Origin of the sequence: Alkanindiges hydrocarboniclasticus (assembly GCF_001982605.1) — a bacterium.
In the GTDB taxonomy this organism is placed as follows: domain Bacteria; phylum Pseudomonadota; class Gammaproteobacteria; order Pseudomonadales; family Moraxellaceae; genus Alkanindiges; species Alkanindiges hydrocarboniclasticus.
The window spans coordinates 1-13,246 of record NZ_MLCN01000058.1; the positions used below are offsets into that span (position 1 = coordinate 1).

Here is a 13,246-nt window from a genome sequence, read left to right on the forward strand (position 1 = left end):
CAATAAATTAATCTCTGTTGCACTTCATTTGAGAATCTAAGTAAAAAGGAATATATTCAGGAGTGGAAGAAGTTTATCCGGGCTATTGATTATGTGCCTGCCCGTGACTTTAACCAGCAGCTCAAGGTAATGAACAGTCTTGGTGATACCCAGCAGTCACCAGCGCGTAAAATGATTGCTTTGATAGCGACTGAAACCAGCTGGGATAATCCCACTGCTGTTGATGAAAGCACCAGTCTGGCCAAGCAGGGTTTTGTGACATGGTTTAAAAGCCGGGTATTACGTCAGGGTTCAACACCTGTCCAGATTAATATTGATACGGCTGGCCTGAACAAGGCACAAGCAAAGCTGGGCATTATTGGCAGTGAGTTTGAAGCTGTTTATAACATGGCAAGGATACGTGAGGATAACCAGAATCGCGCCTTGCTGGATAATTATATTGACCAGCTGGCTGCAATTCGTTCACGGCTTAATAAGATTGCCAATGCTGGTGATATAGGGCCCAGTGTGATTGGACTAGTGCGCCAGACCGTGCAGGAGAGTGGCTCGGAATTTAATGCTACTCAGCAACTGGTCGATGAGCAGATGCTGGCAGGCACCAGTGATGAGATGCGTCAGATTTTACGGCCCTTGCTGGTTAAGCCACTGGTACAGTCGTATAAGGTATTAATGACGCCTGCGCAACAGGAACTGAATCGCTTGTGGGGCGCTCAGGTGTATCAGCCGTTTAGTACTACACTTGCCGCCAAGTATCCTTTTGCACCCGGCGCACGGATAGAGGCCACTTCCAATGAAATTGGCCGCATTCTAGGCGAGTCCGGTAGTGTTTCGCAGTTTGTCACCAGTCAGCTTGACCCACTGGTAATTCGCCGTGGTTTACAGCTTGCGCCAAAAACGTGGAATGGTATTGGTATTAGCCTTAATCCAAAATTTGTGGCGGACTTCCCCCAATATATTGCACCGGTTGGTGGCAGCCCGAGCACGGCCAACCTGAATAATCCGGGCAAGGCAACTGCCAATCCAGACCAGACAACATTCCAGATTTATCCCTTACCCATTGCAGGCCTTAGTGAATATGTCATTGATATTGATGGCCAGCGCCTGCGTTATAACAATGGCTTACCGGAGTGGGTGAGTTTTGTCTGGCCTAATCCGTCCAGTCAGCCGGGCGTTAAAATTATAGCCACAGACCTGTCGGGTAATGTCGTCACTATTGTAGATGAGCCGGGCGCTTATGGCCTTGAAAAGCTGATGACTTCAGCCACCCGAAAAAAACTTGCCGATGGCAGTTTTGAATTGCGCTGGAATGGGCAGGCTAATACTGCACCACTTACTGTGAAGTTTCGGCTGATTAGTGGTGGGCCTGCCAATAATAGTGATGCGCCTACTGGCAGTAATGGCCTAAAAGGCTTACAGCTGGTGCCTGTTGTTAGCATAGGCAATGATACTCCTGCTACTGCAAATACCATCCAGCCCGTTGCGCAAAAACCGGGCAGTATCAATAATGGTATAAATAGCACCTTGGCAAATGCAACAGCAGTAACTCCTGCCTCCACAGGAGCAAAACCATAGTGCAAAATCAGGTCATCAACGTTGAATATTTTTATTTTGGCAAATGCCCGGCCCGGGGTGATTTTGTACGCAGTACTGGCCAGCATGCCATGCTGAGCATACTGGATGAATGGATTACCAAGGCACTGGAAGATTATTCTGGCTGCCAGACTGGATATGACAGTTTTGATTTAATGCCCGGAATGAGCTTTGTATTTTGTAACCCTAAAATGCCTATTGCATTAACCGGATACCTAAGCGCGAGCCATGATACGTCAAAGCGACGGTTTCCCATGGTTACAGGTTGCCGTATTCAAATCCGGCAACCTGAGCACTTCATTGCGCAGGCACCCCTGATACTGGATCATCTATGGCAAACTGCCTGCAAGCGTAACCAGCATCTTTTGCATCTTGAGGATAGCAACCAACTGATGCAAGTGCTGGAGCAGCCCTACGAGTTAAAAGAAGAGGCCAGCAGTAATTATCAGGCACTATTGGCTGGCCAGAGCCTTTGTCAGTTTGCAAGCTTTTTGGGACTGCAATCCTATAATTTTGTGCAGAGCCTGATTGCTTTGGGTTTGCTGTTACAACCCGTGATTAGCCAAGGTGCTAAAAAGCTCAATAAAATACTGCTGTTACCACTTGGGCCAGCGCCTGACATGCACTTTGCAGCAACTTTCTGGCTGGACTTAATTGTAGGCTTTATCAAGCGTCACAATATTGAATTGTCCATTATGTTATGGAATAAAACCAGACCCCAGCTAATGGTAGGGTTTCAGGGTGCTGACATTGCAGCGCTCAGTGGCCTGATGCAAAACAACACCAGCTCAGAGCACTGGGTAAACATTGAAGATGCAGCGTGGGTTGATAATTATCTGGAAAATGATGCTGGACTGGCCACGTTTGAGCAGGTGCTTGGAGATAGCCAAATGTCACTTGTGGATGCGATCAGGCTATTTAAGCAGATTTTCCTGGGTGCTTAAAATAATACTTTTTCTCAAATAAAAGGTAAAACAATGAGATTTTTTAATAACATTCCAATGGCTGATTTTAAATTGATCAATAAACTATATGTTAGTCATTGGGATAGAGGGTGGCTATTTGCCTGTAGCCTTGTGACAAGCCTTGCGTTAAGTGCGCAGGAGCCTGTAATTGCCAATGGTATAGTGCCGGATGCACAAACCAAACAGCAAATTCTAAGCAGGCTTAAAGGATTATATGGAGAGAATGTAGTAGACCAGATTACTGTGGCCGCAGTAACCACGCCCCCTGAATGGCGGCAAACCGTATTGAATAGCATTCAGCCCGAGCTAAAAAATGTGACTAAGGGCCGACTTGAAATTGCTGGTAGTAATATTCAATTAAGCGGTAAGGTGCCATCAGAAGCAATCAAGGCTACATTAACCCAGAAAATGACGACTGGTGTGTCTGCAGTTTATAAAGTAAAACAGCAACTGGAAATTAATGCATCTGAACAAAAACTGATTGATCAGGCATTGGGCAATCGTATTGTGGAGTTTGAATCGGGTAGTGCAATTTTAACCCCTGTGGGTCAGCGCATTCTAGATGAAATGGCAATTGCCCTAAATAAAGTGGGCAATAAATCAGTGCGGATTATTGGGCATACGGATAGTCAGGGTAATCCGGTCACCAATTTGGGACTGTCACTGCAACGGGCCAATGCTGTGCGTGATTATCTGGCTGGTAAGGGCGTCAATACAACACTGTTGCGTACGGAAGGGCTAGGGGCCAACCAGCCGGTGGCTGATAATAGCAGTGAAGAAGGCAGACGACGCAATCGTCGTATTGAGTTTGAAGTGCTGTAAAAGGCTTATCCTACAGCACCATGGTTGATGAGAAATCAGGCGCTGTATTTATTTTTTAAAAGCCTGTTCGTTTGAACAGGAACTTAGGTCACACTCGCGCTTGATTTCTTCAATAATGGCTTGGTCATCCTTGGAGAGTGGCTTTTGGCGCTGCACACAAAATTCCGGGTTGACCTGAGACAGGCTGGTGCAAATATCCTGCAAGCGCTGATCGGTTTTTTGCATGTGATCCAGCAAAATCCTGAAACCATCCATCACAGGGTCAGAGGTATTGGGCACTGCGGCATAAGGCTGAAAACCCAGCGATTTTGCATAATTCATGCGACGTGAATCATCAAGGCTCAAAGAAGCAGGCTGTTCCTGATAATCCTTTAAAATATAGCGGGCGGGATTGCCAACAGCCGTGGCATTGTCCGGTACGGCCTTGGTAACTACCGCATTTGAGCCAATCTTGGCATTTTTGCCAACCACAAATGGCCCTAAAATTTTTGCCCCGGCGCCAACCACTACACCATCTTCAAGCGTTGGATGACGCTTCCCCTTGTTCCAGGTGGTGCCGCCCAAGGTTACGCCGTGATACAAGGTCACATCATCACCAATTTCGGCAGTTTCACCAATCACTACGCCCATGCCATGATCAATAAAAAAGCGCTTGCCAATTTTTGCCCCGGGATGAATTTCAATGCCGGTTAGAAACCGGTTAAAGGTGGAAATACCGCGTGCTGTACCTTTAAATTCTTTTTGCCAGAACTGGTGCGCCACCCGGTGCATAATGAGGGCATGAATACCAGGATAGGTGAGCAAGACTTCCAGTGTATTGCGTGCAGCAGGATCACGGGCAAAGACGGCTTGAATATCTTCTTTGAGCTGCTTAAGCATGGTTGTCATCATCCTGTTTCACAGATTGCGAGGTGCTATCATGGTTATCGGGATTTAGCGGCTGTAAATTTTTTGTTGGCCAGTCGCCACGGCTTAGAGCTTGCACCCGGCCAAAAATACCCCGTAACAGGTTATATTCCATCCGGTCCAGTTGAATACGACCAAACAGGCGACGCAAGCGCAATGGCAGAAGTCGTGGATTTTGCGGATCAAGAAAATTAATCTCAGTGAGCATGGCTTCCAGATGCGGATAAAACTGCTGCATTTGTGATTGAGTGACTAAGGGTTCATCCCACTGCATGGCCTGTTGATTGGGCAAGGGCATTAACTCAGGCTGAGTTTCGGCTTGAGCAGGTGCCTCTGACATTGTATCTGTTAATAATACAGCCTGGACGGTCTGTTGTTTTTCCAGTGCATGCATGCGCAGTTCATAGCAAACCACCTGAATGGCTGCTGCAACATTCAATACACCATAGTCGCTATTAACTGGAATGGTTAAGTGATAATTACACTGGGCCAGTTCTTCATTGGTCAGGCCACGGTCTTCACGGCCAAATACAATGGCAATCTCGTGCTGGTCAGCCTGTTCAATTGCCAGTCCGGTTGCTGCTCTGGCTTCAAGCAACGGCCAGGGAATGGTACGGCTGCGGGCACTGGTTCCAAACACCACATGACAATCAGCAATTGCATCTTCCAGAGTGTTTACCACCACGGCCTGTTCCAGAACACTGGCAGCACCTGAGGCCAGTGCCGTGGCATCGCCGCTTGGAAAAGTTTTGGGCGCTACCAGCACCAGTCTGGATAGGCCCATGGTTTTCATGGCACGTGCCGCAGCCCCAATATTGGCTGGTAAGGTAGTATTGACCATGACAATACGAATACGCTGAAGTTGCGCTTGAACAGTTAGAGCATCAGACAAAGTAAACTCGCAGGTTAAATCTGGAATATACATTCCACTTAAATTGCTATAACTATACCATTAGACCTTCAGCATAAATAGTTCTACGATGGCGCGAGAAACCATGAATAGAACAAATTTTAATCAGTATAATAACTAAATTATAAGGCTAATGGCTGCTGCCATTGATGCAGTCACTATACTTAAGGTTGATTATTATAAGGGAATGGGCAGGACACAGCAAAATACGCCAGATTGAGGCTGACCGGGATTGGCAGCAAGCTGGCGTGCGGCACTATGGCAACGTTTTAACTGATTCTGGATGGCCGGAAAACCCTGAACAATTCCCTGATTTTTAACAATCGCTTTTATAGCAGCCGAACAGGTGGTATCGCCATAGAGATGACCAGAGGCACATTTAAAACCCTTGATGGGTGATAAATAGCGCTGATAGCCTTTAATCAGTTGTAGTGCAGTGTAATTACTTGCTTTAATTATAGAATGAGTCATGGTATTAAACGCTTCATTTTTAAAAATTAAAGTTTAAACCGGTAATTTGTTAAAGTGGAGAATACGCCTGTTGCGGTTTGGCAACAGGGATTAGGCATTTTGCATGAACTCCGGTTTGGACATTTGATGCTAACCAAACTGTAAATCAGGAATACACTACTTCTCTGGGTTCTATGTGCTGCGCAGTAGAAGGTGCTAATTTTTGTGCCTTGCTCTTGGTCTGGTAATTGACATAAATTGCCTGCTTGCCCAGATATTCCCGCAATGCGCGCAATAACTCATCTTCCGCCCGCACCCACCATTGTTCAGACAGCTCCAGAGTACCTTGTGCATAGGCAGTTTCTACCTGAATATGCATGGGAATTTTCTTGCTGTTTTCGTCAATGATCTGGGTATACGGCTGCAAGATGGCTGCCAGTTCTGGCGCAAAGCTGCTGTGCTGCATCAGGGCTTCGGGGGGGTGCAGCACAATATTCAAGGCCCGCTTGGCGCGGATTTCATTTAGGCTAAAGGCCTTATTCAGGCGGCCAATGGGACGGTCAAAATTTTCCCGTTCCACCACTTCACCTTCAATCACAACAATCTGGTCAACCTTAACCAGTTCCTTGTAGCGTTGCAGGCGGTCAAAATTGGTGTTGACTTCAAGGCGGGCGGTACCGTCATCCAGTGTAATCACGGTGCGATTGGGAAAGTTGGCAACATCGAGTATCAAACCGGCAAAAACTGTGGTACTGCCACGCCGCGTGGCACCAAGCTCACTCAAACTGGTTGGAATGAAGTTTTTTAATTCCTGCCGGTAGACATCCATGGGATGACCGGTTAAATACAGACCCAGCGTGTCTTTTTCACCTTTAAGGCGAACTTCATCACTCCAGGGTTTAACAAATTTACTGACTGGACGTTGTACGGTTTCAACTTCTCCAAACAAGTCCATCATGCCAATTTCGCGGTTCTGGCGTGCCTGTTCGGCGGCCTGTACAGCTTCTGGCAATTGTTCCATCAGGCTAGCGCGCTCAATACCAAAACAGTCCATGGCACCCGCACGAATCAGGGCCTCTAAGGTGCGCTTGTTGGTTTTTTTCAGGTCAATACGGTGGCAAAAATCAAACAGGTCTTTATAGGGGCCATCCTGCTCACGGGCAATAATGACCGATTCCATGGCCGCTTCGCCCACGCCCTTGATGGCTCCTAAACCATAAATAATGGTTTTTTCATTTGAGGCGCGGAACTTATAATTGGACATATTAACCGAAGGCGGTAACACTTCCAGACCAATACTGCGGCAATCGGAGATCAGGAATACCACGTTATCGGTATTTTGCATTTCCGAGGTGAGCACCGCTGACATAAATTCTGCCGCATAGTGCGCTTTTAGCCATGCTGTATGGTAAGCCACCAGTGCATAGGCTGCCGCATGCGATTTATTGAAACCATAGCCTGCGAATTTTTCAATATAGTCAAAAATTTCATTGGCCTTGCGCTCTTCAATTTCACGCTGCGCCGCCCCCTCAATAAAGGTCAGACGCTGCTTGGCCATTTCCTCAGGCTTTTTCTTGCCCATGGCGCGGCGTAGCAAATCCGCACCACCCAATGAGTAACCGGCACACACCTGTGCAGCCTGCATCACCTGTTCCTGATACACCATAATGCCATAAGTCGGCTTGAGCACGTTTTCCAGTAAGGGATGCAAATATTCAAAATCGCCGCCATGCATCCGGTGGATAAAGTCGGGAATCAGGTCCATCGGGCCAGGGCGATACAGCGATACAAACGCAATAATTTCCTCAAACTGGCTGGGCTTGGCCTCTTTAAGCATGCGTTTCATGCCGGGGGATTCAAACTGGAACACCGCTGTAGTATTCGCATCGGCAAATACTTTATAAGCCAGTTTGTCATCCAGTGGCAGGGCAGTCAGGTTGAGTAAAGGCTGCTGTTGCTGCTTGCGCCGGACATTAATATTTTGAATGGCATCTTCAATTACAGTCAGGTTGCGCAGGCCTAAAAAGTCAAATTTGACCAGCCCAATGGCTTCAACGTCATCCTTGTCAAACTGGCTAACCCTTGAACCTTCTTCATCACAATACACAGCGGAAAAATCAGTAATCTTGTTGGGTGCAATCAGTACGCCACCGGCATGCTTACCAACGTTACGGGTAATGCCTTCTAATTTAAGGGCCATTTCCCAGATTTCAGTGGCATCTTCAAAGTCATTATGAGTCGGATTGCTCACAATATCTTTAAGTTGCGGCTCCATCTCCAACGCTTGTTTTAGATCAACTCCAATGGGCTTGGCAGGAATCAGTTTGGACAGGCGATCAGCCAGACCATACGATTTGCCCAGTACGCGTGCCACGTCACGAATAGCACCTTTTGCGGCCATCGTACCAAAGGTAATGATCTGGGACACGGCTTCACGGCCATAGGTTTGTGCCACGTAGTCAATGACGCGGTCACGCCCGGCAATGCAAAAATCAATATCAAAGTCGGGCATGGAAACCCGTTCGGGATTCAGGAAGCGTTCAAACAGCAGCTCATAGCGTAGCGGATCAAGGTCGGTAATTTTTAAGCTATAGGCCACCAGTGAGCCTGCACCCGAGCCACGACCCGGCCCAACCGGCACGCCATTGTTTTTTGCCCACTTGATGAAGTCCATCACAATCAGGAAGTAGCCCGGAAAACCCATATCCAGAATGGTTTTGATTTCAAACTGGAGCCGGTCTAAATATTGCTGATACAGTTCTGGCCAGTTGTCATTCTCTCTTTCATCACAACCTTCAGGATACAACTGGATTAGACGTTCTTGCAGGCCAAGCTGGCATTGTTCGGCAAAGAACGTGGCAATGGTATGACCATCCGGAATAGGGAAATTGGGCAGGTAGTTTTTGCCAAGGGTCAGGCTAACCGTACAGCGCTTGGCAATTTCCAAGGTATTTTCAAGTACGCTAGGCACGTCGGAAAACAGCGCTTCCATCTCGGCCTGGGTTTTAAAATACTGGGCCTCACTATAGTCGCGCGGGCGGCGTTCATCACCCAGTACATAGCCGGAAGCAATACATACACGGGCTTCATGCGCCTCAAAATCCGATGCCTGCATAAAGCGCACATCATTATGCGCAATCACACCAACCTGATACTTTTCGGCCAGTTGCAGCGCCAGTTCAATATACTCATCTTCACCGGGACGATTGGTACGGGTAATCGCCAGATAGACCCGGTCAGCAAACTGTACAATCCAGTCTTCCAGCAGGCTTTCTGCTTTTTCCGGGGTACTGCTACGCAAGGCCTGACCCACGTCACTGTGCATCCCCAGCAGAGCAATCAGGCTATTATTTTTTTTAAATATCCAGTCACGTTCAATACAGGGAATACCCAGATTCAGGCCGTCAGTAAAGCCCTGCGACACAAGTTCAGTCAGGTTGCGCCAGCCATCGTTGTTCATGGCCAGCAGGGTGGCCCGGCCTTTTTCATCACATAGGCGGATTTCACTACCCAGAATGGGCTTGATGCCTTTGCCCAGACAGGCTTTATAAAATTTGACAGCCGCATACAGGTTGGACAGGTCGGTTAGGGCCATGGCCGGCATTTGATCTTTTGCGGCGGCATTGATGAGCGCGGGGATACGGACAATCGAATCGACAATTGAAAATTCGCTATGTATGCCCAGATGAATAAAGCTCATTACTGCCTCCTGTTTTGACATGGAAATCATACCATGCCTGTCTGGGCAGTTAATAAAAACATGGGCGATTATTAATTATGGAATTAAGATAAAAGGCTATTTTATTTTTGAAACGGAATTTTCTACGTGTACATTGGAATGCTTGCCAGCCAGAGTCAATGCTCGACCAAGGCCATTCGTTTATATGAACAGTTAGGCTTGCTAGGAAAAATTCCACGGCAGGGCATATATCGGGTTTATACGGCAAAACATCTGCTTTTGCTTCAGTTGATTAAACAGGGGCAGGCGCTGGGTTTTAAATTATCAGAACTAAAGATGTTATTAACCCCGGAAAACGACGAACCGGACTGGCAAGCCTTGCAGCAGCAACTTGAAATCAGGCAGCAACAGGTGCAGTTACAAATAGCCCAGTTGCAGCAACTCACTATTGATTTAGCCAGCATGCAACAGGAAATTACCCAGTGCCTGCAACAGAGTTCTCAATCCCTGCTTGAGCAATGCCAGATTAAATGATACAGGGAGTTGACTTTGCCCCTAGGGTAAAGCTTTAGCCTTTATGTTTTATGACTGAATAAAGGCTATTCATGAACAAGCGTATTCTGGTGATTTCGGTACAGTCTGGCACTGGGAGCCTGGGCAGGGCGTTAACAGAGCAATATATTCAGGGCTTACAGGCAAGTAAGCAGTTAATTGAGGTGATCTATCTGGATCAGCTTGCGTTTGACCCTGTTCTACGGGAAGCATACCGGCATTCCCAGACCCTCGAAGCAGACCTGCAACGTGCCCAGCAACTGCTGGTCTGGGCTGAACACATTACCCTTGTTTATCCGGTATGGTGGGGCAGTGTACCTGCTGTGCTTAAAGGCTTTATAGACCGGGTTTTTCTGCCAAAATTTGCGTTTCAGTACCAGTCTGGCAAGGCATTTCCGCAGCCATTGTTAACGGGAAAAACGGCGCAGTTGATTGTCACCATGGATACACCGATCTGGTATTTTAAATGGATCTATCAGGCACCAGCCATTCGTCACATTAAAAACAATACGCTTGAGTTTTGCGGCATCAAGCCGGTTCGGGTTTACACCATAGGGCCTATCATAAGTGCCAGCCTCATACAGCGGCAAAGATGGCTGGCACAAGCCTATGCATTAGGCAAAAAAGCTTAAGTTTTCAAATGGTTTCAAAAATACGATGAAATGAACGTCTACAAATCACACAACTCACCTTCAACTAGGGTAAGCTAATTCATCTGGAAAATTGCAACTGTGGTAGAGAAGCATGAGTCAGCATCCATCATCTGAGCTTTTGAATGGCATTAATGTCAGTGAAATTTTAAATGTCCAGAAAATCCACGATAACCTGTACAGTTCGGGCCAGCCGACCGTGCAGCAACTGGAACTGATCTGTCAGGCCGGTGTATCGACGGTGGTTAATCTGGCCTTGAATGACGCCTCCAACAGTCTGATGCGCGAGCATATTTATGAAGACCGTACAGTCCTTGAGCTGGGCATGCATTATGTTCATTTGCCGCTTCTGTGGGATTGTCCGTCAGCCAGTCAGGCGCTCTTTGCCTTAAAAGCCATTCATCATTTGCAGGATCAACTGGTCTGGATTCATTGTGCCAAAAACTGGCGGGTTTCCAGCCTGATGTATTTATATCGCCGCTTTTATATGAAGATGCCAATTGAGCAAGCTGATGAATTACTGCATCAGGTGTGGGAACCGGATGAAACCTGGACTGGCCTGATTAATGCCGTGGCAATGCAGTTGCAGGCTGAACAATTTAGCTATTAATCAAAGCGCATTCTAAAAAGCTGCTTCCAGCTTTTTAACACAGCCTTTTTCCAGTCAGTCAGGTGTCGGGTGGCAGTTGTTTTGCTCACCTTGGCCACTTTCTGGTACTGCAATCCACTAATACCTTGTTCAAAGCCATTTTCACTGCCATCAAGCAAGCGGTTGAGTACCTTGCGCCGTGCTTTATGAAGTGCAAAATGTTGCATGCTTTGGATCATGGCTGGTTTGGCCCAGCAAGATGCCAATTTTTGATAAATTATACGGCTTTTAGGCAAAACTACTGCTTCTGAACAGTGAAAATCAGCTTGGCCTGCATTTTTCCAGTGAGGCTGTTGCCATATCTATTCTTTCATAAACGCAAAATCAAAATAGTGGTGAGCCGAATATAATAATTATTCGGCTCATTCAATTAAAAAAAGCCTCAACAGGTCACTGTGAGGCTTTTGAAGTGTCTTTTTTAAGATGGATTAACGCAAGCTGGCCAGATAACGGTCTAGACGTTTGATTGCTTCACGCAGTTCACCTTCGGCTGGTAAAAACACCACGCGGAAGTGATCCGGGGTTGGCCAGTTAAAGCCGGTGCCCTGTACCAGCAGCACTTTTTCGGCCCGCAGGAAATTCAGCATAAACTCCTCATCATCCTCAATGGGGTAAATGGCCGGATCTAGGCGAGGGAAGCAATACAGGGCACCCTGCGGTTTAACACAGGAAACCCCGGGAATTTCATTTAGCATTTCCCAGGCAATATTGCGCTGTTCATACAAACGACCACCGGGCTTAACCAGATCATTAATGGTCTGGTAACCGCCAAGCGCGGTCTGGATGGCATATTGTGCCTGTACATTGGCGCACAGACGCATGCAGGCCAGCATGTCCAGCCCTTCAATATAGTCCTTGGCGCGTGATTTATCACCAGAAACCATCATCCAGCCGGAGCGAAAACCGGCAATGCGGTAGGATTTCGACAAACCATTAAAGGTCATGCACAACACATCGCTGGCCAGCGTGCAGAGTGGGATATGCTCTATGTCGTCGTAGATAATTTTGTCGTAAATTTCGTCAGCAAAAATAATCAGGTCATGCTTGCGGGCAATTTGTACGATTTGCTCCAGAATATGACGCGGATATACGGCACCCGTTGGATTATTGGGATTAATGACCACAATGCCGCGTGTATTTGCCGTGATTTTACTTTCGATGTCGGCAATATCGGGATACCAGCCATTTTGTTCATCACACTTATAGTGGATGGCCTGACCACCAGACAGGTTGACCGCAGCAGTCCACAGCGGGTAGTCGGGCATGGGCACCAGCATCTCATCGCCATTGTCCAGCAGGCCCTGCATGGCCATCACAATCAGTTCTGAGACGCCATTGCCAATATAAATATCGTTGACATCAACATTAAACAGGCCTTTTTGCTGGTAGTACTGAAACACCGCCTTGCGTGCCTGAAAAATACCTTTGGAATCCGAGTAACCAATGGCATTGGGCAGGTTAATGGCTACATCGTTAATAATTTCCTGCGGTGCTTCAAAGCCAAAAGGCGCAGGGTTACCGATGTTTAATTTAATAATCTTGTGACCCTGTTCTTCCATTTCCACCGCCGCTCGTAAAATCGGCCCGCGAATGTCGTAGCAGACATTGTCCAGCTTGGCAGATTTTTTAATAGCGCGACGGTTATTGGGCATTGAAGAGCTTGTAGACATGACAGGGTTCACTATTTGATCTTTACTGGCATAGCGGTAAAGGTAGCTTTTGAAGGTTTTAACTGTCACCAGATCCAGTTCATGACTGGTTTTAAGTAATTCCACAATTTTTTCGTGGGTATACCCTTCGTCCTGATACTGTTTGATGACAGGTAAAAGTTTTTTAAAAATAACGCTTTTCTTTTGCGACATTTTTAGGCCTCAGTACACAAGCATTCAGCATAGGCCTCATTTTTGCTTACGTCAATTTGAATTGCTTACTTTTTTGAGAATAAAATACAGTTCTCTATAAACTTTTAAATATTTTGCTTACTTTTTGCTTTTTTGTGGATTGATTTAAACTGGCTACTTAAATAAATACTTAGATTAGCATTTGAAGTGCAACACCATGTTCTTGGAATAA

General features: G+C 46.7%; 11 protein-coding genes and 1 pseudogene. 6 read left to right on the forward strand and 6 right to left on the reverse strand.

Translation table 11 applies throughout. From position 1 onward, the window contains the following. The first annotated feature begins 54 nt into the window (after positions 1-54). The 3 genes from BKE30_RS14940 to BKE30_RS14950 all read left to right on the forward strand — a co-directional run bounded on the left by BKE30_RS14940 (position 55) and on the right by BKE30_RS14950 (position 3,377). Positions 55-1,572 carry a type VI secretion IcmF C-terminal domain-containing protein gene (locus BKE30_RS14940; RefSeq protein ID WP_227518420.1) on the forward strand — a complete coding sequence of 506 codons (1,518 nt, stop codon included), beginning with the start codon at positions 55-57 and terminating at the stop codon, positions 1,570-1,572. Further along, positions 1,572-2,534 carry a type VI secretion system-associated protein TagF gene (gene tagF / locus BKE30_RS14945; protein ID WP_158073206.1) on the forward strand — a complete coding sequence of 321 codons (963 nt, stop codon included), beginning with the start codon at positions 1,572-1,574 and terminating at the stop codon, positions 2,532-2,534. Before BKE30_RS14940 ends, tagF begins: the two co-directional genes overlap by 1 nt. A gap of 132 nt (positions 2,535-2,666) precedes the next feature. Next, positions 2,667-3,377, forward strand: coding sequence for an OmpA family protein (locus BKE30_RS14950; RefSeq protein ID WP_158073207.1), 711 nt, complete (start codon positions 2,667-2,669; stop codon positions 3,375-3,377). A gap of 48 nt (positions 3,378-3,425) precedes the next feature. On the opposite strand, the gene cysE is transcribed toward BKE30_RS14950, so the two are convergent. From cysE to dnaE, 4 genes are all read right to left on the reverse strand, one after another. After that, on the reverse strand, positions 3,426-4,256 hold the full coding sequence (gene cysE / locus BKE30_RS14955; RefSeq protein WP_076879366.1) for a serine O-acetyltransferase: 831 nt from the start codon (positions 4,254-4,256) through the stop codon (positions 3,426-3,428). After that, positions 4,249-5,208 carry an RNA methyltransferase gene (locus BKE30_RS14960; protein WP_083698621.1) on the reverse strand — a complete coding sequence of 320 codons (960 nt, stop codon included), beginning with the start codon at positions 5,206-5,208 and terminating at the stop codon, positions 4,249-4,251. The genes cysE and BKE30_RS14960 overlap by 8 nt, the downstream gene beginning before the upstream one ends. Positions 5,209-5,370: 162 nt before the next feature. Continuing rightward, positions 5,371-5,664 (reverse strand): membrane protein insertion efficiency factor YidD, encoded by a 294-nt coding sequence (gene yidD, locus BKE30_RS14965; protein ID WP_076879367.1) that lies wholly within the window; start codon positions 5,662-5,664, stop codon positions 5,371-5,373. Between the two features lie 145 nt (positions 5,665-5,809). Beyond that, positions 5,810-9,343, reverse strand: a complete 3,534-nt coding sequence (gene dnaE, locus BKE30_RS14970) for a DNA polymerase III subunit alpha (RefSeq protein WP_076879374.1) — start codon at positions 9,341-9,343, stop codon at positions 5,810-5,812. Between the two features lie 126 nt (positions 9,344-9,469). Between dnaE and BKE30_RS14975 the strand changes: the two genes are divergently transcribed. The 3 genes from BKE30_RS14975 (at position 9,470) to BKE30_RS14985 (ending at position 11,134) form a co-directional block, all read left to right on the forward strand. After that, positions 9,470-9,856 (forward strand): MerR family transcriptional regulator, encoded by a 387-nt coding sequence (locus BKE30_RS14975; RefSeq protein WP_076879368.1) that lies wholly within the window; start codon positions 9,470-9,472, stop codon positions 9,854-9,856. 71 nt (positions 9,857-9,927) lie between these two features. Continuing rightward, positions 9,928-10,506: an NAD(P)H-dependent oxidoreductase gene (locus BKE30_RS14980; RefSeq protein ID WP_076879369.1), complete on the forward strand. Its 579-nt coding sequence runs from the start codon at positions 9,928-9,930 to the stop codon at positions 10,504-10,506. Positions 10,507-10,618: 112 nt separating this feature from the next. After that, entirely contained in the window at positions 10,619-11,134 is a 516-nt protein-coding gene (locus tag BKE30_RS14985) for a protein tyrosine phosphatase family protein (protein ID WP_076879370.1), read from the forward strand. Between the two features lie 12 nt (positions 11,135-11,146). Here BKE30_RS14985 and BKE30_RS14990 read toward each other — a convergent pair. Both BKE30_RS14990 and BKE30_RS14995 read right to left on the reverse strand, forming a co-directional pair. Continuing rightward, a pseudogene (locus BKE30_RS14990) lies at positions 11,147-11,325 on the reverse strand (DUF4172 domain-containing protein); the annotation flags it as partial. Positions 11,326-11,601: 276 nt separating this feature from the next. Further along, positions 11,602-13,035, reverse strand: a complete 1,434-nt coding sequence (locus BKE30_RS14995) for a pyridoxal phosphate-dependent aminotransferase (protein ID WP_076879371.1) — start codon at positions 13,033-13,035, stop codon at positions 11,602-11,604. Positions 13,036-13,246: the final 211 nt, after the last annotated feature.

Coding starts and splice junctions, on each gene's coding strand:
- yidD (WP_076879367.1), bottom strand. CDS start 5,664: ATGACTCATTCTATAATTAAAGCAAGTAATTACACTGCACTACAACTG.
- dnaE (WP_076879374.1), bottom strand. CDS start 9,343: ATGAGCTTTATTCATCTGGGCATACATAGCGAATTTTCAATTGTCGAT.
- BKE30_RS14985 (WP_076879370.1), top strand. CDS start 10,619: ATGAGTCAGCATCCATCATCTGAGCTTTTGAATGGCATTAATGTCAGT.
- BKE30_RS14960 (WP_083698621.1), bottom strand. CDS start 5,208: ATGTATATTCCAGATTTAACCTGCGAGTTTACTTTGTCTGATGCTCTA.
- BKE30_RS14995 (WP_076879371.1), bottom strand. CDS start 13,035: ATGTCGCAAAAGAAAAGCGTTATTTTTAAAAAACTTTTACCTGTCATC.
- BKE30_RS14980 (WP_076879369.1), top strand. CDS start 9,928: ATGAACAAGCGTATTCTGGTGATTTCGGTACAGTCTGGCACTGGGAGC.
- cysE (WP_076879366.1), bottom strand. CDS start 4,256: ATGCTTAAGCAGCTCAAAGAAGATATTCAAGCCGTCTTTGCCCGTGAT.